The 24,085-nt window shown below is 71.1% G+C and carries 20 protein-coding genes; 12 read left to right on the plus strand and 8 right to left on the minus strand.

The annotated features are described in order from the left end of the window. Nucleotides 1-18: 18 nt before the first annotated feature. Together QCD66_RS20915 and QCD66_RS20920 are read right to left on the minus strand one after the other, a co-directional pair. Nucleotides 19-1,080, minus strand: a complete 1,062-nt coding sequence (locus tag QCD66_RS20915) for a LacI family DNA-binding transcriptional regulator (protein WP_375732838.1) — start codon at nucleotides 1,078-1,080, stop codon at nucleotides 19-21. A 17-nt stretch (nucleotides 1,081-1,097) separates the two neighbouring features. Then, a complete protein-coding gene (locus QCD66_RS20920; protein ID WP_375732839.1) occupies nucleotides 1,098-2,654 on the minus strand; it encodes an FAD-dependent oxidoreductase in 1,557 nt (518 codons plus the stop codon). A 256-nt stretch (nucleotides 2,655-2,910) separates the two neighbouring features. Between QCD66_RS20920 and QCD66_RS20925 the strand changes: the two genes are divergently transcribed. The 8 genes from QCD66_RS20925 to QCD66_RS20960 all read left to right on the plus strand — a co-directional run bounded on the left by QCD66_RS20925 (nucleotide 2,911) and on the right by QCD66_RS20960 (nucleotide 16,030). Beyond that, nucleotides 2,911-4,599: an FAD-dependent oxidoreductase gene (locus QCD66_RS20925; protein WP_364206902.1), complete on the plus strand. Its 1,689-nt coding sequence runs from the start codon at nucleotides 2,911-2,913 to the stop codon at nucleotides 4,597-4,599. Between the two features lie 34 nt (nucleotides 4,600-4,633). Beyond that, on the plus strand, nucleotides 4,634-6,163 hold the full coding sequence (locus QCD66_RS20930; RefSeq protein ID WP_375732840.1) for an FAD-dependent oxidoreductase: 1,530 nt from the start codon (nucleotides 4,634-4,636) through the stop codon (nucleotides 6,161-6,163). 6 nt (nucleotides 6,164-6,169) lie between these two features. Next, the gene (locus QCD66_RS20935) at nucleotides 6,170-9,646 is read left to right on the plus strand and encodes a hypothetical protein (RefSeq protein ID WP_375732841.1); all 3,477 of its coding nucleotides are present in this window, start codon (nucleotides 6,170-6,172) and stop codon (nucleotides 9,644-9,646) included. Beyond that, the gene (locus tag QCD66_RS20940; RefSeq protein WP_375732842.1) at nucleotides 9,639-11,249 is read left to right on the plus strand and encodes an extracellular solute-binding protein; all 1,611 of its coding nucleotides are present in this window, start codon (nucleotides 9,639-9,641) and stop codon (nucleotides 11,247-11,249) included. The genes QCD66_RS20935 and QCD66_RS20940 overlap by 8 nt, the downstream gene beginning before the upstream one ends. A gap of 8 nt (nucleotides 11,250-11,257) precedes the next feature. Further along, on the plus strand, nucleotides 11,258-12,199 hold the full coding sequence (locus tag QCD66_RS20945) for an ABC transporter permease subunit (protein ID WP_364206910.1): 942 nt from the start codon (nucleotides 11,258-11,260) through the stop codon (nucleotides 12,197-12,199). Continuing rightward, nucleotides 12,196-13,143, plus strand: a complete 948-nt coding sequence (locus tag QCD66_RS20950) for a carbohydrate ABC transporter permease (protein ID WP_375732843.1) — start codon at nucleotides 12,196-12,198, stop codon at nucleotides 13,141-13,143. Before QCD66_RS20945 ends, QCD66_RS20950 begins: the two co-directional genes overlap by 4 nt. A gap of 94 nt (nucleotides 13,144-13,237) precedes the next feature. Beyond that, complete coding sequence (locus QCD66_RS20955; protein WP_375732844.1) at nucleotides 13,238-15,322, plus strand: hypothetical protein; 2,085 nt, start codon at nucleotides 13,238-13,240, stop codon at nucleotides 15,320-15,322. Between the two features lie 378 nt (nucleotides 15,323-15,700). Beyond that, nucleotides 15,701-16,030: a TraR/DksA family transcriptional regulator gene (locus QCD66_RS20960; protein WP_375732845.1), complete on the plus strand. Its 330-nt coding sequence runs from the start codon at nucleotides 15,701-15,703 to the stop codon at nucleotides 16,028-16,030. Nucleotides 16,031-16,109: 79 nt separating this feature from the next. Here the strand turns inward: QCD66_RS20960 and QCD66_RS20965 are convergent, their stop codons facing one another. From QCD66_RS20965 to QCD66_RS20980, 4 genes are all read right to left on the minus strand, one after another. After that, nucleotides 16,110-16,802 (minus strand): ABC transporter permease, encoded by a 693-nt coding sequence (locus tag QCD66_RS20965; RefSeq protein WP_375732846.1) that lies wholly within the window; start codon nucleotides 16,800-16,802, stop codon nucleotides 16,110-16,112. Next, nucleotides 16,799-17,704, minus strand: coding sequence for an ABC transporter ATP-binding protein (locus QCD66_RS20970; RefSeq protein ID WP_364206920.1), 906 nt, complete (start codon nucleotides 17,702-17,704; stop codon nucleotides 16,799-16,801). Before QCD66_RS20970 ends, QCD66_RS20965 begins: the two co-directional genes overlap by 4 nt. Next, nucleotides 17,701-18,060 (minus strand): GntR family transcriptional regulator, encoded by a 360-nt coding sequence (locus QCD66_RS20975; RefSeq protein WP_375732847.1) that lies wholly within the window; start codon nucleotides 18,058-18,060, stop codon nucleotides 17,701-17,703. The genes QCD66_RS20970 and QCD66_RS20975 overlap by 4 nt, the downstream gene beginning before the upstream one ends. 107 nt (nucleotides 18,061-18,167) lie before the next feature. Continuing rightward, nucleotides 18,168-19,160, minus strand: a complete 993-nt coding sequence (locus QCD66_RS20980) for an ArsR/SmtB family transcription factor (protein WP_375732848.1) — start codon at nucleotides 19,158-19,160, stop codon at nucleotides 18,168-18,170. Between the two features lie 60 nt (nucleotides 19,161-19,220). On the opposite strand from QCD66_RS20980, the gene QCD66_RS20985 reads away from it, so the two are divergent. The 3 genes from QCD66_RS20985 (at nucleotide 19,221) to QCD66_RS20995 (ending at nucleotide 21,674) form a co-directional block, all read left to right on the plus strand. Beyond that, nucleotides 19,221-20,423: an MFS transporter gene (locus tag QCD66_RS20985; protein WP_375732849.1), complete on the plus strand. Its 1,203-nt coding sequence runs from the start codon at nucleotides 19,221-19,223 to the stop codon at nucleotides 20,421-20,423. Between the two features lie 76 nt (nucleotides 20,424-20,499). Then, on the plus strand, nucleotides 20,500-20,910 hold the full coding sequence (locus QCD66_RS20990) for a hypothetical protein (RefSeq protein ID WP_364206928.1): 411 nt from the start codon (nucleotides 20,500-20,502) through the stop codon (nucleotides 20,908-20,910). A gap of 227 nt (nucleotides 20,911-21,137) precedes the next feature. Next, the gene (locus tag QCD66_RS20995; RefSeq protein WP_375732868.1) at nucleotides 21,138-21,674 is read left to right on the plus strand and encodes a hypothetical protein; all 537 of its coding nucleotides are present in this window, start codon (nucleotides 21,138-21,140) and stop codon (nucleotides 21,672-21,674) included. 227 nt (nucleotides 21,675-21,901) lie between these two features. Here the strand turns inward: QCD66_RS20995 and QCD66_RS21000 are convergent, their stop codons facing one another. Both QCD66_RS21000 and QCD66_RS21005 read right to left on the minus strand, forming a co-directional pair. Beyond that, the gene (locus QCD66_RS21000) at nucleotides 21,902-22,579 is read right to left on the minus strand and encodes an HAD family hydrolase (RefSeq protein WP_375732850.1); all 678 of its coding nucleotides are present in this window, start codon (nucleotides 22,577-22,579) and stop codon (nucleotides 21,902-21,904) included. A 118-nt stretch (nucleotides 22,580-22,697) separates the two neighbouring features. Continuing rightward, a complete protein-coding gene (locus QCD66_RS21005; RefSeq protein ID WP_375732851.1) occupies nucleotides 22,698-23,042 on the minus strand; it encodes a YybH family protein in 345 nt (114 codons plus the stop codon). 122 nt (nucleotides 23,043-23,164) lie between these two features. On the opposite strand from QCD66_RS21005, the gene QCD66_RS21010 reads away from it, so the two are divergent. Next, complete coding sequence (locus QCD66_RS21010; RefSeq protein WP_375732852.1) at nucleotides 23,165-24,049, plus strand: LysR family transcriptional regulator; 885 nt, start codon at nucleotides 23,165-23,167, stop codon at nucleotides 24,047-24,049. Nucleotides 24,050-24,085: the final 36 nt, after the last annotated feature.

Below are 24,085 nucleotides of genomic sequence, written 5' to 3' on the forward strand. Positions count from 1 at the left end.
GATCTTGGCTCGCCGCGGTCAGGTCTTCGGCCGGGGTGGGGCGGCGGTGGGCGCCAGGTGGTGCGCGCACGGCAGCAGGACCTGCCGCTCGTGTTCCCCGGTCGGGTCGGCGAGCAGGCCGGCCAGCATGCGCACCGCGCGCCGGCCCATCGCGTTGCGCGGGACCCTGAGCGACGCCCACTGCCCGGGGCTGAACTCGCCGCCCTGGTCGTCGACGAGCAGCACGACGGAGACGTCGGCCGGGATGGTCAGCCCGCGCAGGCCGGCCATCGCGGCGAGCACCCGCAGCAGGCCGACCGACTCGACCAGGATCGCGGTCGCCCCGCCGGCCAGGGCCGCGTCCAGCCACTGGGCGGTCAACTGGTCGGGTTGGACGAAGGCGGGGACGGGCACCGGCAGCCCGAAGCGGTCGAGCGTCGCCGAGAACCCGTCCCACCGGTCGACCTGCGGTTCGTGGCGGATTGCCTCGCCGAGGTAGGCGAAGCCGCGGTGGCCCATCGCCACCAGGTCGTCGACGATCCGGCCGGTCGCCGACCGGTAGTCGCCGCCGACGTAGCACAGGTCGACCTCGGGCACCTCGCGTCGTCCTATGTAGACGTAGGGGTGGCCGTCCTGGGCGAGCTGCACCAGGTCGTCACGGTTGGCGTGGTGGCCGAGCAGTACGCTGCCGGCGGCCTGGCGCAGCGTGCTGACCCCGTCGCGATAGATCCGGCGTACGCCGTCCTCGTCGCGGGACGCGGTGAACAGCACGAGGTTGCAGCCCTCCAGGCCGGCCTGTTCCTCGATGCCCTGCAGGAACTCGAAGTAGTAGTCCCAGGCGCTGGTCGGGAAGATCGGTTCGAAGGTGTGCACGCCGAGCAGGTGGGGTGTGGCCCGACGTTCGGCGCCGTCACGCTGCTGCGGTGCGTTCGTCGGGTAGCGCAGCCGGCGGGCGGCGTTGATGACCCGGCGCTGGGTCTCCGGCGAGATCCGGCTCAGGTCGCCGGAGCCGCGCAGCACCATGGACACAGTGGACTGCGACACGCCCGCCTCGCGGGCGATGTCGGCCTGACGCGAACCGTTCCCCCGTCGCTTCGTCACGCCCTTTTCCCCTCCGGTCATGCCGACGGTGGCCATGTCAACACCGCCCCGCCGCGCAGCAGAGCCTTGCGCAGGGTCTCATAGTCGACGTCCTGCACCGCGACCGATCCGGCCGCCGCCTGCGCCGCCGCGCAGCCGGCCGCCTCCCCCACCATCATGAACACCGGTTCCATCCGTACCGAGGCGAACGCGACGTGCGACGCCGACACCGCCCACGTGACGAGCAGATTGGCACACTCGCCCCGGCGCGGCACGATCGCCCGGTACGGCACCCCGAACGGGACGGTGACCGGGTGCTGCACGTTGCCCTCGTTGCGCGGCTGCCCGTCGACCAGGACCCGCTTGGCGTTGTGCGAGTCCATCACGTACGAGGCGAGGGCGAGCGGGTCGTGCGCGGCCGCCCGGCCGGCGGCGTCGTGCTGGGTGACGACGTAGTCGGCAACCATCCGGCGGGCCTCGCGCACGTAGAGCTGGTGCGGCCAGTGCGAGGTGCCCCGGAACTCGGCCGGTGCGAGCCCGTACTCCCGGGTGGCGGCGCGGATCTTGTCGGGCAGCCGGGGGTCGTTGGCCAGGAAGAACAGCAGACCGGCCTGGTAGCGGACGTGGTCCTGGAAGATCTCCTCGCGGCGGGCGTGGTCGGCCTCCGGCCAGTCGTGGTTGGCGCCGATGTGGTCGGAGGAGAAGGCGCCGTGGTTGTTCATGTCGAACACGCCGGGGCGGACCTCGGTGGTACGGCCGAACAGTTCGTAGCCGCCGGCCTCGACGTAGCGGCGGAGCAGTTCGTAGCGGTCCGGGTCGTAGCCGTCGGGTTCGGGGAACGGCAGCCGCCGCGCCGACGTGGTGACGTGCAGCCGGAAGTTGTACGCCTGCACCCGCCGGTCGCCGTCGCCGACCGCGCCGTACGGGTCGGGGCTGATGCCGGGCAGCAGGCCGCTGGCGGGCCGGCCGGGCTCGACCCAGGGGTCGACGGTGAACTCGAACTGGTGGTTGACGCTGTGCTGGACACCGGCCAGCGGCTCACCGTAGGTGTCGCGGGACTCCCGCCCGACCGTGTGCGACACCCCGGCCGCCGCCATCAGGTCGCCCTCGTACGACGCGTCGACGTAGACCGGTGCCCGGTAGCGGTTGCCGTCGTCGGTGCGCAGTTCGACGATCCGGCCGGCCGCCAGGGTGACGTCGCTCAGGTGCTGGTGGTGGCGGACGGCGACACCGGCCTCGTCGAGCCAGCGGGCGAAGATCTCCTCGGCGACGTGCGCCTCGACACTCCAGTGTGGATCGGCGGCGTGGTAGGCGGCGGCGACGTCGGCGTAGAAGCGGCGGGCGAGGCCGCCGACGGTGTCGGGGCGGCCGACGTCGGTGGTGCCGAGCCCGGCGGCGCTCATCCCGCCGAGGTGGTCGTCGAAGGCGAGCAGCACCACGGAAAGGCCCTCGTGGGCGGCGCGGACGGCGGCGGTGACGCCGCCGGACGTCGCGCCGTAGACGACCAGGTCGGCGCGGACCGGCTCGGCGTGGTCGGCCACGACGGGCGGCGGGAGATGGTGGTGCAGCCCGGGCAGCGCTGGTGCTCGTCTCATGGATTCGGTTTCTAGCACGCCACGACGAAGTTGTGAATTGCTAATAGTTAGTAATACGTCGTTACCGCATCGTCACCAGAATTCCTGGCCAGACATGTCTTGACACCGGAATGACGATCAGATGTAACGTAGCCGCAATCGATCGCCGGCAAATCGACCGGCAAATATTAGCAACCGCCGTACGACCCGGCGCCCGGCCCACCCGGAGCAGCGGACGCGGCGGGCATCCCCGAAGTCGAGCCGAGGAGCGCAGACGATGGGCAGCACACACGAACGACAGACCGACCTTCTGGTGGTCGGCGGCGGACTCGGCGGCGTCGCCGCCGCGCTGACCGCCGCCAGGTTGGGTCTGCGGGTCGTGCTGACCGAGGAGACCGACTGGCTGGGCGGACAACTCACCGCCCAGGCCGTACCGTCCGACGAACACCCCTGGATCGAGTCCGGGCACACCTCGCCCGGATACCACGAACTGCGCACCCGGATCCGGGACTACTACCGGCGCAACTACCCGCTGCGGCCGGAAGCCCTCGACATCGCCACCCTCAACCCGGGCCTCGGCAACGTCAGCCGGCTCTGCCACGAGCCCCGGGTCGGCGTCGCCGTCATCGACGAGCTGCTGGCCGGCTACCGCTCCGCCGGCCGGATCACCGTCCTGCTCGAACACGTCCCGGTCGCCGCCGACACCGACGGCGACCGGATCACCGCGGTCACCCTGGAAAACCGCCGGGCCGGCACCCGGACCACGGTCACCGCGCCGTTCGTCGCCGACGCCACCGAACTCGGCGACCTGCTGGAACTCGCCGGCGTCGAGCACGTCGTCGGCGCCGAGTCGCAGGCCGAGACCGGCGAGCCGTACGCGTCCCCGGTCGCCGACCCGACCGACCAGCAGGCGATCACCTGGTGCTTCCCGCTGGAGTACCGGCCCGGTGAGGAACACGTCGTGGACCGGCCGGCGTCGTACGACCACTGGAAGACCCACGTCGACCCGTTCTGGCCCGGCCCGCAGCTGTCCTGGGAGAAGATCGACATCCACACCATGAAGGGCCGGACCAACCGCATCTTCGAGACCGACCTGGACGCGGTGCACGTACCCGACCTGTGGCACTTCCGGCGGATCCGGGCCCGCAGCCAGTTCGACCCGGCCCTGGTCGACACCGACATCACCCTGGTCAACTGGCCCAACGTCGACTACTGGGAGGCGCCGCTGGTCGGCGCCGGCATCGACGACGAAGCCCGGCGGACCGCGCTGCGCCGCTGCCGCGAACTGTCCCTGTCGTACCTGCACTGGATGCAGACCGAGGCGCCCCGGCCGGACGGCGGACACGGCTATCCCGGCCTGCGGCTACGGCCCGACCTCACCGGCACCGACGACGGCCTGGCCAAGTCCGCCTACATCCGGGAGTCCCGCCGGATCCGGGCCCGGTTCACGGTGCTGGAACAGCACGTGGCCGTCGTCGACCGCCCCGACGGCGAAGGCGCCGTGCAGTTCGCCGACTCGGTCGGCATCGGCCACTACAACATCGACCTGCACCCGAGCACCGCCGGCGTCAACTACGTCAACCTGGAGTGCTACCCGTTCCAGATCCCGCTCGGCGCGCTCGTGCCGGTCCGGGCCCGCAACCTGCTGCCCGCCAACAAGAACATCGGCACCACCCACATCACCAACGGCTGCTACCGGCTGCACCCGGTCGAGTGGAGCATCGGCGAGGCGATCGGCGCGCTGGCCGCGTACTGCGTCAGCGAACGGACCGAACCGCACGCCGTCGCCGACTCGGCGGAGCGTACGGCCGACGTGCAGCGGCTGCTGACCGGCAAGCTCGGCATCCCGGTCGCCTGGCCCGACGACATCCGCCGCACCCGGCCGTCGCAGGCCGTGTCCGGCGCCACCCCGGTCCTCGCCAAGCCGCGCCAGCGCAGCGTCCCGACCATGACCCCGACCTCCTGACCCGCCGCATCGCCCCCGAAAGGACCTCGCGGACATGGCATCCCCCGAACCGACCGTCGACGACGGCTACGACGTCATCATCTACGGCGCCAGCCTCGCCGGGATCATGGCGGCGCTGCGCCTGCGGCTACGCGGCCTGAGCAGCCTGATCCTGGAGCCGACCGGCCACGTCGGCGGCATCGTCGCCGGCGGCCTGGTCAAGTCCGACACCCCCAACGTGCCCGAGGCGCTCGCCGGCCTCACCAAGACCCGGTTCTTCGACGGCATCGGAGCCGAGTACGGCCTCGACGGCCCCGAGTACCGGTTCGAGCCGAAGGTGGCCGAGAAGGTCGCCCGGCACCTGCTCGACGAGGCCAAGGCGACGGTGCTGCTGCACCAGCGGATCCACGGCCCCGACGACGTCGACGTCCAGGGCCGGCGGATCCGGGGCGTACGGACCACGCAGGGCTGGCGCCGGGCCCGGTTCTTCGTCGACGCCTCGTACGAGGGCGACCTGATGGCCGCCGCCGGGGTGCCGTACACGTTCGGCCGCGAACCCCGCGCGAAGTACGACGAGCCGTTCGCCGGCTTCCAGCCGGTGCAGGCTTACCGCAAGCACGGCTTCACCCCGAACACCCTCTACCCGGTCCGGGACGTGCCGGCGATGGCGGCCGGCGAGGGCGACGACAAGACGCAGGCGTACAACTTCCGGGGCGTGCTGTCGACCAACGCCGACCGGATCCCGTTCCCGAAGCCGGACGACTACGACCCGGCCCGCTACACCTACCTGGGTCAACTGCTGCGGCAGCGGAACATCCCCGGCCTGTCGTCGATCGTCACCCACACCGCGCTGCTGCCGAACGGCAAGTATCAGACCAACCAGGCGCTCTACTTCGGCTTCGACCTGCCCGGCGTCAACTGGGACTACCCGGACGGCAGCTGGCGGCGCCGCGAGGAGATCATCGCCGAGCAGGTGGCCTGGCACCAGGGGCAGCTCTACTGGCTGGCCAACGACCCGTCGCTGCCGGAGTCGTTCCGGGCCGACGCGCGGACCTTCGGGCTGCCGCCGGACGAGTTCGTCGACAGCCCGTACGGGCAGGGCTTCCCGCACGCCCTCTACATCCGCGAGGCCCGCCGGATGGTCGGCGCGCACGTGCTCACCCAGCACGACCTGCTCAAGCCCGACAACACCAAGACGCACCCGGTCTGCTGCTGGAAGTACGGCATGGACAGCCACCTCGTCCAGTACTACCCCGAAGGCGACGACACGGTCGTCGGCGAGGGCACGCTCAGCGGCGACGAGACCAACCCACCGGTCGACCTCTACCAGATGCCGGCCGAGGTTCTCTTCCCCGCCCGCGGCGGGATCGAGAACATCACCGTCTCGATCTGCTTCTCGGCCAGCCACGTCGGCTACACCTCGCCCCGGATGGAACCGAACTACGGCATGCTCGGCGAGGCGTGCGGCGAACTCGCCGCCCAGTCGCTGTCGACCAACCGGCCGGTCCAGGAGTACGACTACCCGCAGCTGGCCGCCGCCCTGGTCGAGCACGGCGCCGTGCTGTCCCTGCCGGGGCTGGACTGACCGGCCATGCGCCCGCTGACCCTCGCCGTACCCGGCGAAGACCTGCCGGCGTTCCAGCCGGGACCGCTCAACGCGTCCACCGGCTGGCAGCCGCACCGGATCGAGCTGCCGTTCCGGGTCGGCGACCCGCCCGCCGCCGGCTACCTGCTGCGGCTGGAGTTCGCCGCCGGCCACGGACCCTGCCCCGACCTCGTGATCGAGGTCGACGGCGTGCACCGGGGGTTCTTCCACCCGGCGGTGCGCCGCGACGACCGGTCGGAGACGTACCGGCACGGACCGATCGCCGGCGACGTGCTGCTGGAGGTGCCGCTGCCGGCCGACTGGCTGCCGGCGGGCGAGCACGTGATCGCGGTGACCACGACGGTCGACGCGGCGGCGGCGCTCGGCCCGGTCGAGCCGCCGGCCGGCGAGCGGCGCCGGCACCGGGAGCAGTTCGGCAACCACTTCGGCAGCGGCATCACCTGGCACCGGCTCACCCTCGACGAGGGTGCCGGGCCGGCGACAGCCGGCGTCGACCTCGTCCCGACCCCGCTCTACCTGGACCGTGACGGGAGCCTGCACGAACTGGTCGAGCTGACCGTGTCCGTGCCGGCCGGCACGCCGGCCTGGCCGCGGGCCGCCCGGGTCACCGTCGGCGACCACACGTACGACCTCGACCTGTGCCGCCCCGGCCGGGAGTTCGGGCAGGTACGGGTCAGGTTCGCGGTGCCCGCCTTCGACACCGCGACCGCGACGGTGGCCGTCGACGAAGGCCCGGAGCGGAGCTTCGAACTCCTCGCGGCCCGGCGGTGGACACTGCACCTGGTCCCGCACGTGCACCTCGACGTCGGCTACACCGACGTGCAGGGCAAGGTCCTCGAACTGCACAGCCGCAACCTGGACCGGGCGCTGGACGCGCTCGACCGCGACGGGGGCTTCGCGTTCTCGGTCGACGGGTCACTCGTCGTCGACCAGTACCTGGCGACCCGCTCGCCGGAACGGGCCGAACGGGTGCTGGCCGCGCTGCGTTCCGGCCGGCTGGCGATGAACGCGTTCCACAGCCTGTTCCTGTCCGGGGTCGCCTCGCTGGAGGAGGTCTACCGGGCGGCATACCTGGCCGGCCGGCTGCGGGACCGGCACGGCGTGCCGGTGACGTACGCGAACCTGACCGACGTGCCGTCGTACAGCGCGGCGGTGCCGTCGATGCTGCGGGCGCTGGGCATCGACTCGTTCGTCGGCATCGAGAACCACCACCGGGGCGGCAACGCCGACAGCGACCGGCAGCACCTGGCCAGCCCGGTGCTGTGGGAGGGGGTCGACGGGTCGCGGGTGCTGACCCACTTCTCCGACACGTACTCGCAGCTGCGGTTCATGGTCGGCGACCCGCAGACGGTCGTCGGCGGCGCGCACTCCTTCGGCCGGCTGCTGGCCCGCTACGACCGGCCCGACTACCTGCCGGCGGACCTGGCGGTGATCGGCACGCACGCCGACAACGAGGACCTGGCCGACGGCGACGCCGGCTTCGCCGCCCGCTGGAACGCGGTGTACGCGTACCCGCGGCTACGGGTGTCCACGATGGAGGAATACCTCGCCGCCGTCCGTCCGCTCGCCGACCGGCTGCCGGTGTGGCGCGGCGACGGCGGCAGCTACTGGGAGGACGGCGTCGGCACCGGCGCCACCGTCACCACCGAGCACCGCCGGGTGCAGGCCGAGCTGCCGGCCGCCGAGGCGCTGGCCGCCCTCGTCGGCCTGGTCGACCCGGCCTACCGGCCCAACCGGGCCGCGCTCGACGCCGCCTGGGAGGGGGCACTGTTCGGCTGCGAGCACACCTGGACGTGGGCGCACGGCACCGCGCACCCGCACGGCCACCAGGTCGACGACCAGCTCGACTGGAAGCGGCACCAGGTGCACTCCGCGCACCGGGGCGCGCTGGACGAGGTCCGACGGGCCATGAGCCAGCTCGGTGAACTCGTCACCACGACCGGGCCGACCCTGCTGGTACACAACCCGCTGGCCTGGGCCCGGGACATCGAGGTCGAGGTGGAGACGGTCCGGGCCGATCCGGTCGGACCGGACGGGAATCCGCTGCCGGCCGAGGTGCTGGCCGAGTGCAACGGGCTGCGGACGCTGCGGGTCACCGTGCCGGACGTACCCGGCTTCGGCTACCGGGCCCTGCCGATGGACGCGGCCCGCACGCTGACCCCGGGCGAGGAGGACGGCGCCCCGGCGACCGGCGCCGGACCGGCCGGCGCCGACGACTGGCGACCGGTCCCGCCGGCCCTGGTCACCGACCGGTGGGAGGTCACCCTCGACCCGGCCACCGGCGCGGTCCGCGGGCTGCGGCACCGGGCGACCGGCCGGGACCTGCTCGACCCGGCACACGGCACGCTCGGCCAGGTGCTGTACGTCGTCGACGGCCCGGTGGCGCTGACCCGGGGGGACGGTCACGGTAACGAACATTCGCACCACAGCGGTCAGCCGCACCACCACGACCCGTACCCGCGCAGCACGCTGCTCGGCCGCCGCCCGGACCAGAACCGTCCACAGTTGACCGTCGTACCGGCGGCGATGCGACCGGTCGGGCTGCGCCGCACGTACGACGGCTGGCGGCTGCGGACCGTCGGCGACGCGCCGACCCTGCCCCGGATCGAGGTCGACATCCTGCTGCGCGACACCGACGACCGGGTCGACGTGCTCGTCGACGTCGACAAGGAGCCGGTGCTGGCCAAGGAGTCGGTGTACGTCGCCTTCCCGTTCGCGGCCGCCGAGCCGGTCTTCCGCTACGACCGCCAGCAGGGCTGGATCGACCCGGCGACCGACCACGCCCCGGGCGCCTGCCACGACTGGTTCACCACCGCGTACGGCGTCGTCGTGCAGGACCGGCCGGACGGTCCCGCCGTCGCCTGGACCTCGGCGGACGCCCCGCTGTTCACCGCCGGCGACATCTGGCGCGGCGACTGGCACGAGGAGTTCACCCCGGCCGGCGGCGCCGTCTTCTCCTGGGTGCTCAACAACTACTGGCCGACGAACACGCCGCCGGAACAGGCCGGCCGGCTGACCCTGCGCTACGCGTTCACCCCACTGCCGACCTTCGACCCGGTGGCGGCGGGCCGCTTCGGTCGGGAGGTGCGGGCCGCCGCCACCGTCTCCGAGGTGACCCGGCTCGACAAGTTCGACGTCGGACCGCGCCCGCTCGACCGGCCCGCCGCCCCCCTGCTCGACCTCGGGCTGCCGGAGTCGGTGCACGTCACCGTCGCCCCGGCCCGGTCCGGCGCCGGAATCCTCGTCCGGCTCCAGGACCTGTCCGGCCGGGACAGCCACTTCCCCCTGCGGCATCCGGCCGGACCCGGCGGCCGGGCCGAGCCCTGCCACGCCGACGAGCGCCCCGTCGCGGAACAGACCGCCGACGCCGCCGGCACCGTCCCGGTCACCCTCGGCGCCTGGCAGGTCGTGTCCCTGATCCTGCACCCCCACCACACACCGGAGAGTGACCACGATGCATAACAGTCTGAGCCGGCGCCGGTTCCTGACGATCGCCGGTGGTACGGCGGTCGCGGCGGCCGGGGCCGGCCTGCTTTCCGCCTGCGGCAGTTCGTCCACCCCGAGCACCCCGGACGGCGCCGGTAGCGCGGCGCTGCCCGACTACGTCCCGTCCGAACTGGTCCGCCCGGATCTGCCGCCGACCGCCGAGGGGGTGATGGCCGGCTACTACCAGTTCCCGAGGCAACTGGTCGACGCGTTCGACAGCAAGCCCGGCGAAGGGCTCGGCGACGTCAGCATCCTCACCAACATGTTCAACCCGGTGCCGCCGGCCCTGGGAAGCAACCAGTTCTGGCAGGAGCTGAACAACCGGGTCGGGGCCAACCTCGGCATCACCATGACCCCGTCGGCCGACTACCTCAACAAGCTCTCCACCACCGTCGCCAGCGGCGACCTGCCCGACATCATGCTCATCTCGGCCCGGCTGGCCCGGCGTGCCGACGTACTCACCCGGCTCTGCGCCGACCTGTCGGAGCTGATCGGCGACTCAAACGCCGCGAACTTCCCGTTCCTGGCCAACATCCCCCGCGACTCGTGGCTGTCGACCGCGTACGGCGGCGGCATCTACGCCATCCCGATCTCCCGGGCGATCGTCGGCACGATCATGTTCGCCCGGACCGACCTGATCGCCCAGCGCGGCCTGAACCCCGCCCCGGGCAGCTACGCCGAATTCGTCGCGCTGGCCCAGGGGCTGACCGACGCGCGAAACAACCGGTGGGCGTTCGGCAGCGCCAAGCAGGTCATCGCCTACGTCGGCAACATGCTGCGGGTGCCGAACGTCTGGCGGGAGGAGGGCGGCAAGTTCACCTCCGAGATGGAGACCCCGGAGCGCAGGGAGGCCGTCGCCCGGGTCGCCGAGATGTACAAGGCCGGGCTGTTCCACCCGGACGCGATCGGCGGCCGGCTACAACTGCGGGACCTGCTCGGCAACGGCACCATCGCGCTGAACGCCGAGGGGTACGCCGCCTGGGACATCCTGGCCGACACCCACAAGGTCCAGTTCGGCGGCATCCCCGCCCCCGGCTACGACGGCGGCACCCCCGTACACCGCTCCGGCACCCCGTCGTTCGCGCTGACCGCCTTCCGGAAGACCGACAAGGCGCGGCTGGAGAAGCTGCTGCGGATCTGCGACTGGCTGGCCGCCCCGCTCGGCACCAGCGAGTACATGTTCCGCAAGTTCGGCGTCGAGGGCCGGCACTGGAACTGGCAGGACGGCGTACCGGTCCGCACCGACGCCGGCAACGTCGAGGTCAAGCTGCCGCTGGAGTACGTCAGCGACTCCCCACACATCCTCGGCCCCACCGACCGGGCCCGGGTCGACGCGCAGCGGGCGTACCAGGAGAAGGTCATTCCGAACCTGCTCCGCAACCCGTCCGAGGGCCTCGTCTCGGAGACGTCGGTCGCGAAGTCCGGCGAACTCACGAAGATCATCGACACGGTCGAGCTGGACATCGTCTCCGGCCGCAAGCCGATCAGCGCCTGGGACGAGGCGGTCGCGCAGTGGAAGACGGCCGGCGGGGACCAGATCCGCGCCGAGTACGAGGCGGCCCTGGCCGAGCAGAAGTAGGGGGAGGCATGGCGTCACCCGCATCGGCCGGGAAACGCGCGTCCGGCTGGCAGCGCTTCAAGCGGGACCGTTTCCTGCTGCTGCTCGCGCTGCCCGGCGTCGCCCTGGTGCTGCTGTTCCAGTACGTGCCGATGCTCGGCAACGTCATCGCGTTCAAGGACTACCAGCCGTACCTGACGATCGCGGAGTCGCCGTGGGTCGGGTTCGCCAACTTCGAGGTCATCTTCAACGGTGACCCGGCGTTCCTCAACGCGCTCAAGAACACCCTGATCATCTCGTTCCTCCAGATCGCCGTGGTGTTCCCGATCCCGATCGCGCTCGCCCTGCTGCTCAACAGCCTGCTCAGCGAAAAGATCAAACGGGTCGTCCAGTCGATCCTCTACCTGCCGCACTTCATGTCCTGGGTCATCGTCGTCGCGCTGTTCCAGCACATGCTGGGCAACGCCGGCATCTACAACAACTGGGCCCGCCAGCACGACTTCCCGCAGTTGAACATCATCGGCGACCCCGACCTGTTCTTCGCCCTGATCACCTCGCAGGCGGTCTGGAAGGACGCCGGCTGGGGCACGATCATCTTCCTGGCCGCGATCTCCCGGGTGGACCTGGAACTGTTCGAGGCGGTCGCGGTCGACGGCGGCGGCCGGCTGCGCCAACTCTGGCACGTCACCCTGCCCGCGATCCGCTCGGTCGTCGTGCTGCTGCTCATCCTCAAGCTCGGCGACGTGCTCACCGTCGGCTTCGAACAGATCGTGCTGCAACAGAACCAAGTCGGCCTGGAGACCTCCGAAGTGCTCGACACGTACGTCTACAACTACGGCATCGTCGGCGGCAACTGGGGCGTGTCGGCCGCGGTGGGGCTGGTCAAGGGACTCGTCGGAGCGATCCTCGTGCTGGGCGCGAACAAGGTGGCGCACCTGTTCGGGGAGAGAGGGATCTACTCGAAATGGTGACCGACACCAAACCCCGCCCGAAGCGCTCCTCGCCGCTGCTGCCCGGGGTGGCCCGGCAGCGGCGCCGACGTACGGTCAACGGCGCCCCGGTCCCGAACGTCGCCGTCCGGGGCATCAAGGGCGTCGTGCTCTTCCTGTGCTGCGCGGTGGTGCTGCTCCCCTTCGTCGCCGTCGTCTCGACGTCGCTCGCCGACCAGGAGCAGATCACCGCCGCCGGCGGGTACGTGCTGTGGCCGACCGACCCGTCGTTCGACGCGTACGCGGCGATCTTCCGTGGTGGCGTGGTGACCCGGGCGACGCTGGTCTCGATCGGCATCACCCTGGTCGGCTCGGCACTGTCGGTCGCGGTCGTGGCGCTGCTGGCGTACTCGCTGTCGCGGCCCGGCACCTGGGGACACCGGCCGATCCTGATCATGGTGCTGCTGACCATGCTGTTCAACGCCGGGATGATCCCGAACTACCTGCTGATCAAGGAACTCGGGCTGATCGACTCGTACTGGGCGCTGATCCTGCCCGGTCTCACCTCCGCGTTCCAGGTCATCATCATGCGGGCCTTCTTCATGGAGGTCCCCAAGGAGATCGTCGACGCCGCCCGGATCGACGGCGCCAGCGAACTGCAGATCCTCACCCGCATCATGCTGCCGCTCTCCAAGGCGGTGATCGCGGTCATCGGCCTGTTCAACGCGGTCGCCTACTGGAGCGCGTTCTTCAACGCCGTGCTCTACATCAACTCCACCGAGAAGTGGCCGCTGCAACTGGTGCTGCGCACGTACGTCGTCGACAACACCCAGATCGGCACCGACCTGCCCGGCGAGGTCGTGCCACCGCAGCAGTCGCTGCAGATGGCGATCCTGGTCGTCTCGCTGATCCCGATCTGCATGGTCTACCCGTTCCTCCAACGGCACTTCGCCAAGGGCGTCGTCATCGGCGCCGTCAAGGGCTGACTCCCCCGTTCCGTCCGCCATCCCCCGCACCGTCCCCCATCCCCCGCACCGGCCGGCGCGGCGTCGCCGGCTGCCGTCGAACAGGAGCACCCCCATGGACGAGAGGACCACCGGCAACGCGCGCCGCCGTGCCCTGACCGCCATCGGCCTGGCCGGGCTGGCGGTGGCCGGCTCGCAGGCCGTCGCCACCGCCGCGCAGGCCCGCCCCGGCCGCCGACTCACCCTCACCGGCACCACCGAGAGCGTCGCCGACCTGCGCGGCACCGTCGGCACCGCCGACGGCGACCAGATCCACCTGCTCGGCTACCACGCCAGCACACCCGGCGTCGGCGGCGGCGTCCTCTACTGGGACGCCGACGCGACCGAGGCCGACAACGGCGGCACCGTCTTCGCCGTCACCGGTGTGGCCACCGGCCGCTGGAAGCGCCCGTACGCGACCCGGATCGACCTGGCCTGGTTCGGGTGGACCGGCACCGGAACCGGAAACGACTCGCCGAAGGTGCAGGCCGCGGTCGGCGCGCTGCCGGCCGGCGGCACCATCGAGGCCGGCCCCGGCAAGGTACGCCTGGAGGACACCGTCCAGGTCGTCGGTGTGCCGATCGTCTTCGCCGGTGCCGGGGTCACCGACAACGACGAGTACTCCACCCAGTACGTCGTCGCGACCGGCGCCGACGACGGCTTCCACCTGTCCGGCGTACGCGGCGGCGGCCTGCGCGACCTCCAGGTGCGCGGCGCCGGCCTGACCGGCGGCAGCATCATCATGACCAGCCGCAACGGCACCGACGGCAACTACATGCTGACCTTCGCCAACGTCCGGTTCAAAGACGGGTACAACGGCATCACCCTGCGCGGCGCCAACACCGTACGGTTCGTCAACTGCGTCTGGAACGGCTTCAACGGCCAGCAGGTGATCCTGCTCAACGGCGTCAACAACGACTCCCGCGCCGACCCGGTCGAGTTCGTCCAATGTGGTATCGCCGCCGGCAGCGCCAACCGGAACACCGACAACCTCGTCATCGACGGCCTCGGCGGCTCCATCAAGTTCATCGCGACCGCGATCCTCTTCGGCCGGCACGGCATCTGGATGAAGAACACCCCGGGCGCCTCGATCCCCAAGTTCCTCTACTTCGAGGGCGGCGGCTTCGAGAACGGCCACGGCGTACCCGTCCTGCTGGAGGCCGGCGCCCAGGCCCAGTTCACCAACACCTACATCTCCGCCGACAACGAGGACGACAACGTCCGCATCGGCCCCGGCTTCACCGGCACCGCCACCTTCACCAACAGCGTCATCCGCGGCTGCGGCCGCAACGGCATCGACATCGCCTCGACCCGGATCACGGTCACCGGCTGCCTCATCGGCAACAACGGCCGGACCGCGCACCCGGCCTTCGCCCGTACGGTCACCGGCGCGGCCGCCAACGGCGCCGGCCGGGTACGGATCACCACCGGCGCCGCCCACGGCTGGGAGACCGGCGACCGGATCTCCATCCAGGGCGTCACCGGCACCACCGAGGCGAACGGGAAGTGGGTGATCGAGGTCGTCGACGAGGACACCTTCGACCTGCCCGCCGTCGCGTTCGCGAACGGCTACGCCGGCGGCGGCACCGGCTACCGCCACGGCGCCGGCATCAACATCCGGGACACCGCCAGCCGGGTCGTCATCGTCGGCAACGCCATCGGCGGTCTCGCCGACGGGATCAACCGCCAGGACCACGGCATCGTCAACGCGGCCGCCGACGTGCTGATCAGCGGCAACGACCTGAACGGCAACACCGTCGGCCCGTACCAACTGACCGGCACCCCGACCGCGCAGACCCGGATCACCGGCAACAAGGGCGTCGAGCAGATCGACGGCTGGTTGACCGCCCGGGTGTCCGGTCCGGTGGCCGACGGCCTGTTCGACTTCGGCAATCTGCTCTACCTCGACTCGCAGCGGATCCGGGTGGTCCGGGTGACCCGCGTCGTGGGTTCCGGCACCTGCGACGTCCGGCTGGACGCCGACGGCGCGAGCGCCGGTGGCACCGCCGTCACGGCCACCACCGCCGTGCTGACCACCAGCCTCGTCACCCCGTTCACAGTGGACGGGGTCGGCGGTCCGCGCCGGCTCCGGGCCAGGGTGCTCGGCGCGTCGGGCGTGACCGACCTCGAGGTCCAGTTCGGCTACCAGTTGGTGAGCTGACCGTCGCCCCGCTGGTCGATCAGCGCCGCTCGACCAGCGGGTGCGCCCGCGCCCGGCCCGACTCGCCGAAGAGGACTGAGCCGCGCCACCACCCGAAGCCTGGTTGCTTCCGGTAGCGGGGCCGCCTACGGTGGCCTGATGCATCCGGCCGGGCGTCAGGTGGGCGGTGCCGTCAGCCTCTCGACGGCACGGCCAAACCCCGCGTGCCCGGCTGCCGCGCCCCGGCCGGTCGGGGCGCACGTCCGCACCCCGCGCGGCAACCGGGCCGTGATCCCCGCGCCAACCGGTCGTAGCCCTCCGGTGCCGCTCCTCACCCGACGAACGGCCACCAGGGCGAAGCTATCCAGCTTCGGCCCTTTTCTTTTTGAGGAGCGACCAATGAGTACCGACCTGCACGACGTCTCGGGCCGGGACTGGCTCGGCGACCTGCGAACCAACCTGACCGGCGAGTTCGAGGCACAGACGACCAGGCTCACCCAACTCACCGCCGACACCGGAGATCCGGCGCAGGAACTCACCCGGGCCGCGCTCATCGCCGCCACCCGGCAGAGCCTGGAGCAGATCAGCGCCGCGCTCGGCCGGATCGACGCCGGCACCTACGGCCGCTGTGTCCACTGTGGCAAGCAGATCCCGGCCGAGCGGTTGCAGATCCTGCCGCACGCCCGGTTCTGCGTGCCGTGCCAGGAGAAGCACGGCAGCGCCGGCTGACCCCGGTCCGGGCCGTCGCGTCGCGCGCCGCGGCACGACGGCCCGGATCAGCCCGCTCCACATCAGACCGGACGACGACTCACGGGGTGGCCCGGCGAATGACCGGATAGACGGCGACGGCGAGCAGCAGGGCCAGCAGGGCCGGCCAGCCGAGGATCAGCGCGGTCGCGCCCTGTGCGGCGAACCAGGAGCCGATCGCGTTCCACCAGCCCTGCCAGGTGATCAGGGTCGCCAGCGCGCCGCCGACCAGGATGCCGACCAGGCCCAGGACGAGCAGGCCGCTGGTCCCCCAGCGCTTGAAGACGACCCCGACGGCCGTGCCGAGCATGCCCAGCAGCAGGAACGGGACCGCGTAGCCGAGAAGCTGGAGCACCGGGTTGTCCAGGAACAGGGCCGGGATGCCGAAGAAGCGCAGCTTGACCCCCCAGCCGTCGGTCGCCGCCTCGACGACGCCGAGCAGATAGAGCACCACCGCGTAGAGCAGTGCCTGGGCCGCCAGGAGCAGCAGGTGCGACAGGTAGAAGGCCCGCCGGGTCACGCCGAGCCCGAGCGCGAACGGGAACCACTGGGTCACCGACTGGACCAGGGCGACCAGCACCACCGCGTAGATGCAGATCAGGCCGCCGGTGACCGTCGTCCGCCCCAGGTCACCCATGCTTCCGTAGAAGAAGACGTTGACAGCGAAGGAGGCCGCGAGCATGCCCCACGGCCAGCCGACCATGCTGCGCCAGGTGACGAGTTGGAGTCGGGCGGCCGGCAGGACACGGTTCACAGGGCGTACTCCTTCGCGGTCGGCTCGGTCTTCCCGGCGCCGGTGGTCAGCCGTACGACGAGTTCCTGGAGCGAGACGGTCTCCACGGTGAGACCGAGGGCACGGGCCTGGACCCGCTCCGCCTCGGTCAGCCGCCCCCGTACGGTCACCCGGGCGGTGCCACCGAGCAGGTTGCCGTGCAGCTCGGTACGGCCGACGGTGATCTCGTGCACCGCGGCGACGGGCCCGGAGACGGTGACGACGTCACCGCGCAGGTCGTCGGTGTCCTGGTCGAGCAGGAGCCGGCCGTGGTCGATCAGCAGGACGTGCTCGATCAGGTCGCTGACCTCGTCGATCAGGTGGGTGGACAGGATCACGGTGCGGGGATGCTCGGCGAAGTCGGCCAGCAGGTGGTCGTAGAAGAGTTGGCGGGCGACCGCGTCGAGCCCCAGGTAGGGCTCGTCGAAGAACGTCAGCGGGGCCCGCGAGGCGAGCCCGATGATGACGCCGAGGGCCGAGAGCATGCCCCGGGAGAGCTTCTTGACCATCCGCTGCGGCGGAAGCTGGAACTCCTCCAGCAGGGAGTCGGCGAACCGCTGGTCCCAGTTGGGATGGAGCAGCCGGGCCGCCCGCAGCGCGTGCCCGACCCGCATGCTCTGCGGGTAGGTCTGGCTCTCCTTGACGAAGCAGGTGCGGGCGAGGACCCGGTCGTTCTCGTACGGGTGCTCGCCGAACACGGCGATGTCGCCGGAGGTGGCCATGTTCTGCGCGGTGAGCAACTGCATCAGGGTCGTCTTGCCCGCCCCGTTGCGGCCGAGCAGGCCGTAGATCCGGTTCTCGGTCAGGCTGAAGCTGACCCCGTCCAGCGCGGTCACGCCCCGGTAGCGTTTGGCGAGGTCGGTGACCGTGACGATGGTGTTCACCGCCGCTCCTCCCAGGTGTCGATCATCTTCTTCAGTTCGGTCGGGTCGATGCCGAGCTTGCGGGCCTCGGCGAGCAGCGGCTGGACGTACTGACGGGCGAACTCCTCACGGCGTCGGCCCCGTAGCCGTTCGCGGGCGCCCGGGGCGACGAACATCCCGATCCCTCGTTTCTTGTAGAGCGTTCCGTCGTCGACCAGTTGGTTGACGCCCTTGGCCGCGGTCGCCGGGTTGATCCGGTGGAAGGCGGCCAGTTCGTTCGTCGACGGCACCTGGGTGTCCTCGACCAGCGAGCCGTCGAGTATCGAGTTCTCCAGCAGCTCGGCGATCTGGAGAAAGATCGGCCGACCGTCGTCCATCACCGGCACCGGCCCCCGGGGCCCGACCGGTCCAGGTTCGCTGGTTCATTACTCATGTAACTAACCATGGAGGCAATGAGGCTCCCCTGTCAAGCCGGCGGCACCGGCTACGGCGACGCGGACGGGGTGCGATCGAGAAGGTCGAGCAGCCCCTCACCCCGTCCGGTGAGGCGGTAGACGACCGAGCGGCCGATCCTGACACCGGTGACCACGCCGGCGTCCCGCAGCACCGCCAGATGGCCGCTGACCGTCCCCAGCGAGACACCGAGGGCGTACGCGAGCTGGGTGCTGGTCGCCGCCCGGACCAGCTCGCGCACCACCCGGGCCCGACCGGCGCCGAGCAGCGCCGCGAGCGCGTCGTCCGCCGGCACGTCGACCGGCGCCGCCGGACCGTACGCCGGATAGACCAGCGCGTCGCGGCGCGGCCGCTCGCAGGTCCACCAACCGACGCCGGCGGTCTTCGGCACGAAGAGCAGCCCCTCGTCGCCGATCCACCGGTCCGGGTGCTCCCGGTCGCTGAACCGCAGCCCGTCGGCGCCGACCCAGGTCGACCGCCGGGTCATCGAGCCGACCGCGTGCCGCCACCCGTACGCGGCCAGCAGGCCGGACCGGTGCATGATGTCGCGTTCGAGCAACGCCCGCCGGCGCGGCCAGTCCGGGGCCACGAACCGCCGCCACCCCTCCTCCAGCACCGCGGCGATCCGTTCGGCGAGTCGGTCGCCGGCGAGCCAGGACGTGTCCTGGGGCAGCCAGCTCGCCGCCACGGCGTCGGCCACGGTCGCCCGGGTCTGCGCGTCGGAGAAGGCGGCCACCTCGGCGAGTTCGTCGGCCAGACCCGTACCCGTGCCACCGGGCGGCGGTACCACGACCAGGTCCGGCAGCCACTTGGTCGCCGACACCAGCGACATCAGGCCGGCGGCCACCGGGTCTGCCGCCAGCCAGGCGTGGTAGCCGGGCCGGTGCCGGGTGTGCCAGGCGGCCAGCCACGGGTCCGGGTCGGTGCGGTGCAACATGATCAGGGAGCCGAGCGTTTCGGCGAGCGGCGAGAGGGCGAACCGGGACCGCGACAACGCGGCCGGGGTGAAGCGGAGGAGGGTCATTCGTTGCGCCTTTCGCCGCAGGATTGGTGAGGACGGCCGCCGCCCGGAACGCTGCCGGTCGTGCTCCTCCACTCCCCGTTCCGATCGTTCTACCTCGGCCGTCTCGTGTCGATGCTCGGCAGCGCGATGACCCCGGTCGCCCTCGCGTTCGCGGTCCTCGACGCCTCCGGCGACGCCGGCCATCTCGGCATCGTGCTGGCCTGCCAGATGGTGCCGCACCTCGCCCTGCTGCTCGTCGGCGGTGCGGTCGGCGACCGGTTGCCCCGCCGTACGGTGCTCGTGGTCGCCCACCTCGGCGCCGGCCTCACCCAGGGCCTGGTGGCGCTCGTCCTGTTGACCGGCAACTACCGGCTCTGGCTCGTCGGCGCGCTGGCCTTCGCCGGCGGCGCGCTCAACGCCTTCACCTCGCCCGCCCAGCGCAGCGTCGTGGCGGAACTGGTCGCGCCCGCCGACCTCCAGCGGGCCAACGCGCTGCTGGCCACGACCCGCAGCGCCGTACTGGTGCTCGGCCCGGCGGTCGCCGGCCTGCTCGTGGTCGTCGCCGGCGGTGGCTGGGCCATCGCCGGTGACGCGGCGGGTTTCCTCGCTGCGGCCGCCTTCCTCGCCCGGCTCCCGGCCGCTCCCGCACCCGCCGCTCCCGCACCGGATCGGCGGCCGGGCCTGTGGCGCGACATCCGGGACGGGTGGACGGTCTTCGTCACGATCCCGTGGCTGTGGCCGGTGGCGCTCGCCTACTTTGTGATCAACCTGGTCAACACCGGCCCCTGGCAGATCCTCGGGCCGGCGCTGACCGGGCAGCGCGACGGCGAGGCCGCCTGGGGTGTCGTGCTGAGCCTGCGTGCCGTCGGGCTGTTGCTGATGAGCGCGATCATGTACCGGCTCGTCGTCCGCCACCCCCTGCGCTTCGGCCGGCTCGCCGGCGCCCTCGGCGCCAGTTCGCTGATCGCGCTCGGGCTGGGGCTCGACACGTACTGGCTCGCGGCGTTCGCGTTCCTCGGTGGTGTCGGCTTCGCGGCCTCCGGGATCACCTGGGACACCGCGCTGCAACGGCATGTCGACAAGGCCGCGCTCGCCCGCGTCTCGTCGATCGACGACCTGTTGTCGTTCGCGGCGATCCCGGTCGGCCAGGTGCTGGTCGGTCCGCTGGCGGCACGGTGGGGTGGCACGACCGTGGCGCTGTGGTGCGGAATCGCGTTCGCCGTGGCGGCTCTCGCGCCGCTGGCCGCCCGGCCGGTCCGGAGGCTGGAGAGCGCGACGGTTTAGGCAGCCGTTGCTCTACTACGTTTCCCGCTGCCGGGGCCGGAGCGGCGCGGGTGACACGGCGAGCGACCATGGGAGGGTGACCGACGCCGTATCGGCTTCCTTGACTGCCGTGATCGACCTCATCGATGGATACATGCATCGGGTGCTGAAGGGCGGAGAGGATCCGGTGGGGGTCGTCGAGGAGCTGAAGTCCGCGCTGGTCGAACTGCTCCTCAGGGACGACGTGGGCAATGCCGGCGGGCTGTACGGCATCTACGCGGACCTGTCGGACATCGTCGACGGCTACCCGTTCCACTACGGCGACGGCACCGAGATGATCGCCCAACGGGAGATTCGCGACGCTGCCTGGGACTGGTTGAGCATTCCGCGCAATGCCGACGGCGTGAAGACGTACGTCGACCACTGGGCTGCGAGAATCGCAGCCCTGCCGACGACCGACGGAGGACGGCCGTACCGCGGCAACTCTGGTCGGCTGGAAGGCGAATAGCACCTGGCCGAGCACGCGTCAGACGGCGACGGTGGTGACAAGGCTGCCCCGTCGCGGGCACGGGCAACTGGGATGATGGGCCGATGCTGCATTCGTTCCATCTCGCACTGCTTCCGCCGGCCATGACCATGCGTACACTGCGTCGCCGGCCCCGGGCGGCTGGGCTACGGCACGCCGAATGTCTCGCGCTCATGCGACTCGGCTCCCCGGCGCTGTCGGTGGAACGGATGCAGTTGCGACGCCTCGCGATGTTCGCCGAATGGGACGACGAATCGGCGCTGGAACGGTTCCTCGCAGACGACGATCTAGGGCGACGGCTCAACGACGGCTGGCATGTGCGACTGCAGTACCTGCGACGTTACGGCGAGGTGGCCGCACTCGCCGGCCTGCCGGTGCAGGCGGGCAAGTGGGATCCGGACGAGCCGATCGTGGCCGTCACCCTCGCCCGGCTCAAACTCCCCGAACTCCCCCGCTTTCTGAAATGGGGACGGCCGGTCGAACGCCTGGTCGCCCACCACCCGGGCACCACCTTCGCCACTGCGGCGATACGCCCGCCCCGCACATTCTCCACCTTCACGATCTGGCACAGCGTCCGCGCGATGACCGACATGGTCCACGGCCGCAGCGCCGTCCCACAGGCCCATACACACGCCGTCGCCATGACTGAACAGCATCGCCGGGACTTCCACCACGAATCCGCGTTCATGCGGTTCCGCCCCCTGTCCGAACACGGAACCTGGGAGGGACGCCGCCTTCTCCCCTGACCGATTCGACGACCGCGCTCGATCAGGTGCACGCCCATGCCGCCGACGCGCGCCGTGGGCTGGCGTACACCATCGTCAGCCAGGTGGCACGGGCTGTCCGGTCAGGGTGCGGCTCGGTCACTCCCGCCTTCAGCAGGTACCGCGCGGAATCGTCGCATGGGGACGAGCCCTGGCCTACCGGCTGCGGGCTGCCCACGGAAAACACGGCCGGCCGCCGCCGCATCCGCTCAACGGCGTTGGCCCGCGTGCCCGGCCAGTGCGGCCATGACCGCGTCCAGGGACAGGTCCGCGGCACTGGTAAGTAGCAGGTCCGCAGCCGTGAAGCGGGCGTCGTCCGCATGCGGGTTCGGCACCGCCACGCAGCGCAGCCCGGCCCTGTGCGCCGCCGCCACGCCGTGTGCGGTGTCCTCGAACGCGACCGCCTCCCCCGCCGCCAGCCCGAGCCGCCGCAACGTCAGCAGATACACGGCCGGATCCGGCTTGTGCGCGTCCACCTCCTCGCCGGTCGCCAACACCTCGAACCGCCCCCGCAGCCCGGCCTGATCGAGCATCGCCCCCACATGGGTGACCGGGGAACTGCTCGCCACCGCCAACCGCAGCCCCAACTCCGCGGCCCGGTCCAACCAGCCGACGATGCCCGGCGCCGGCTCCAGCGCCGCGTTCAACTCCGCCCGGTACGCCATCCGCAACGCGTGACTGGACTCGCGGTCGTACGCCGATCCGACCGTCGCGGCAAGCGCGGCATACCGCGGCTCGTTCGCGTCACCGCCATGGTCGGCGAAGAACCCGACCGGATCGAACTCCAGGCCGTGCCGCCGCCACTCCCAACGCCAACTCTCCAGCAGCGTCGTCTCCGTGTCCATCAACAGGCCGTCGAAGTCGAAGATGAGAGCCTTGACCGTCATCGCGGCAGTATCCCAACCCGGTCTCCGCAGCCGGCGGCTGGCGATCGAATCGGTCAACGCCCGGATCCGTCGGACGGTCCGGCACGTGGCCACTTTCCGAACGAGGCAGCCGGGCCGGTCAGCGCTTCGGTGTGATGAACTCGGGCTGGTCGAGCAGGCGTAGCCAACTGCCGTCGGCCTGTCGGCGAACCACCTGCGCTCGGGCTCCGGCGCCGTCCTTGGGCGGGGTGGAGGTGAGCGCGATGTCGCCGCTGATCAGGGTCGGCAGTGGCGGCTCCGGTTCGAAGCGCGGCGCGCTCGCCAAAATCTTCTCCCATAGCGCCCGGATGGCTTCCCGGCCGACCGTCTGTTGGCCCGGCGGGTAGGCCATGACCGCCTTCTCCTCGTAGAGCGCGGCAATGCCGGCCGCGTCCCCGGCGTTGGCGCGCTCTACGAAGAGGCGAGTCAGGTCTTCAGGCTTCATTGCTTTCTCAATAGCTGACATAAGTATCCTTTTTGCATCAAGTCGGGCAACCCTCCTAAGCCTGCACGGTGACGAACTAGAAGTCCAACAGCTTCTACTACTCGTAGCTAGAATTTCTGCTTATGGAACTGAGGCAGCTCGAGTACTTCGTGGCGGTGGCCGAGGAAGCCAACTTCACCCGCGCCGCCGAACGAGTACGGATCAGCCAGTCGGGCGTCAGTGCCCAGATCCGTCAACTCGAGCACGACCTTGGCGCCACTCTTATCGACCGGTCGGGACGCCGCGCGACCCTAACCGCTGCCGGTGCGGTCGTGCTCGAACACGCCAGAGCCGTCCTCTCCTCCGCGCAGGCGCTGCGACGGGCGGTCGACGACGTAAACGGGCTGATCCGCGGCCGGCTCGTGGTGGGCATGGTCACCGCGTGCACGGTCACGCCGTTCTTCGACGCCCTCGCGGCGTTCCACCTCGCGCACCCAGGTGTCGAACTGGTCCTGTTCGAGGACAACTCCGACCGGCTCATCGAGGGGGTACGTACCGGGAGCGCCGATCTGGCCCTCGTGGGCACGGCCGTCGCCACGCCGGACGGTGTCCGGGCCATGCCGATCATCAGCGAGCGGCTCGTCGCGATCGTGGCCGACGGCCATCCGCTGGCGGGGCGCCGCGGGGCCTCCCTGGCCGAGATCGCCGAGTTCCCCATCGTATGCCTGCCACCGGGGACCGGCATCCGGACGGTGTTCGACCAGGCCTGCGCCGACGGTGGGGTGAAGCCCGACATCGCCCTGCAGGCCAGCGCGCCGGGCGCCATCATGGACCTCGCCATGCGTGGCCTCGGGGTCGCGATCCTCAGCGAGTCCATGGCCGTACCGCACCAGGAGCGCCTGTCCGTACTGATGATCGACGACGTCGAGACGCACGCCGTACTGGCCCTGATCTGGCCGACCACGACGAATCCGGCACTGCAGGAACTCGTCCGCTACGGACGCACGGCCTTCGGCGGGGGCACCTGAGCCGACGTCTGGCCACCCGCCGACTGACTCCTCTGT

Source organism: Polymorphospora sp. A560 (genome assembly GCF_045781765.1).
GTDB classification, from domain to species: domain Bacteria; phylum Actinomycetota; class Actinomycetes; order Mycobacteriales; family Micromonosporaceae; genus Polymorphospora; species Polymorphospora lycopeni.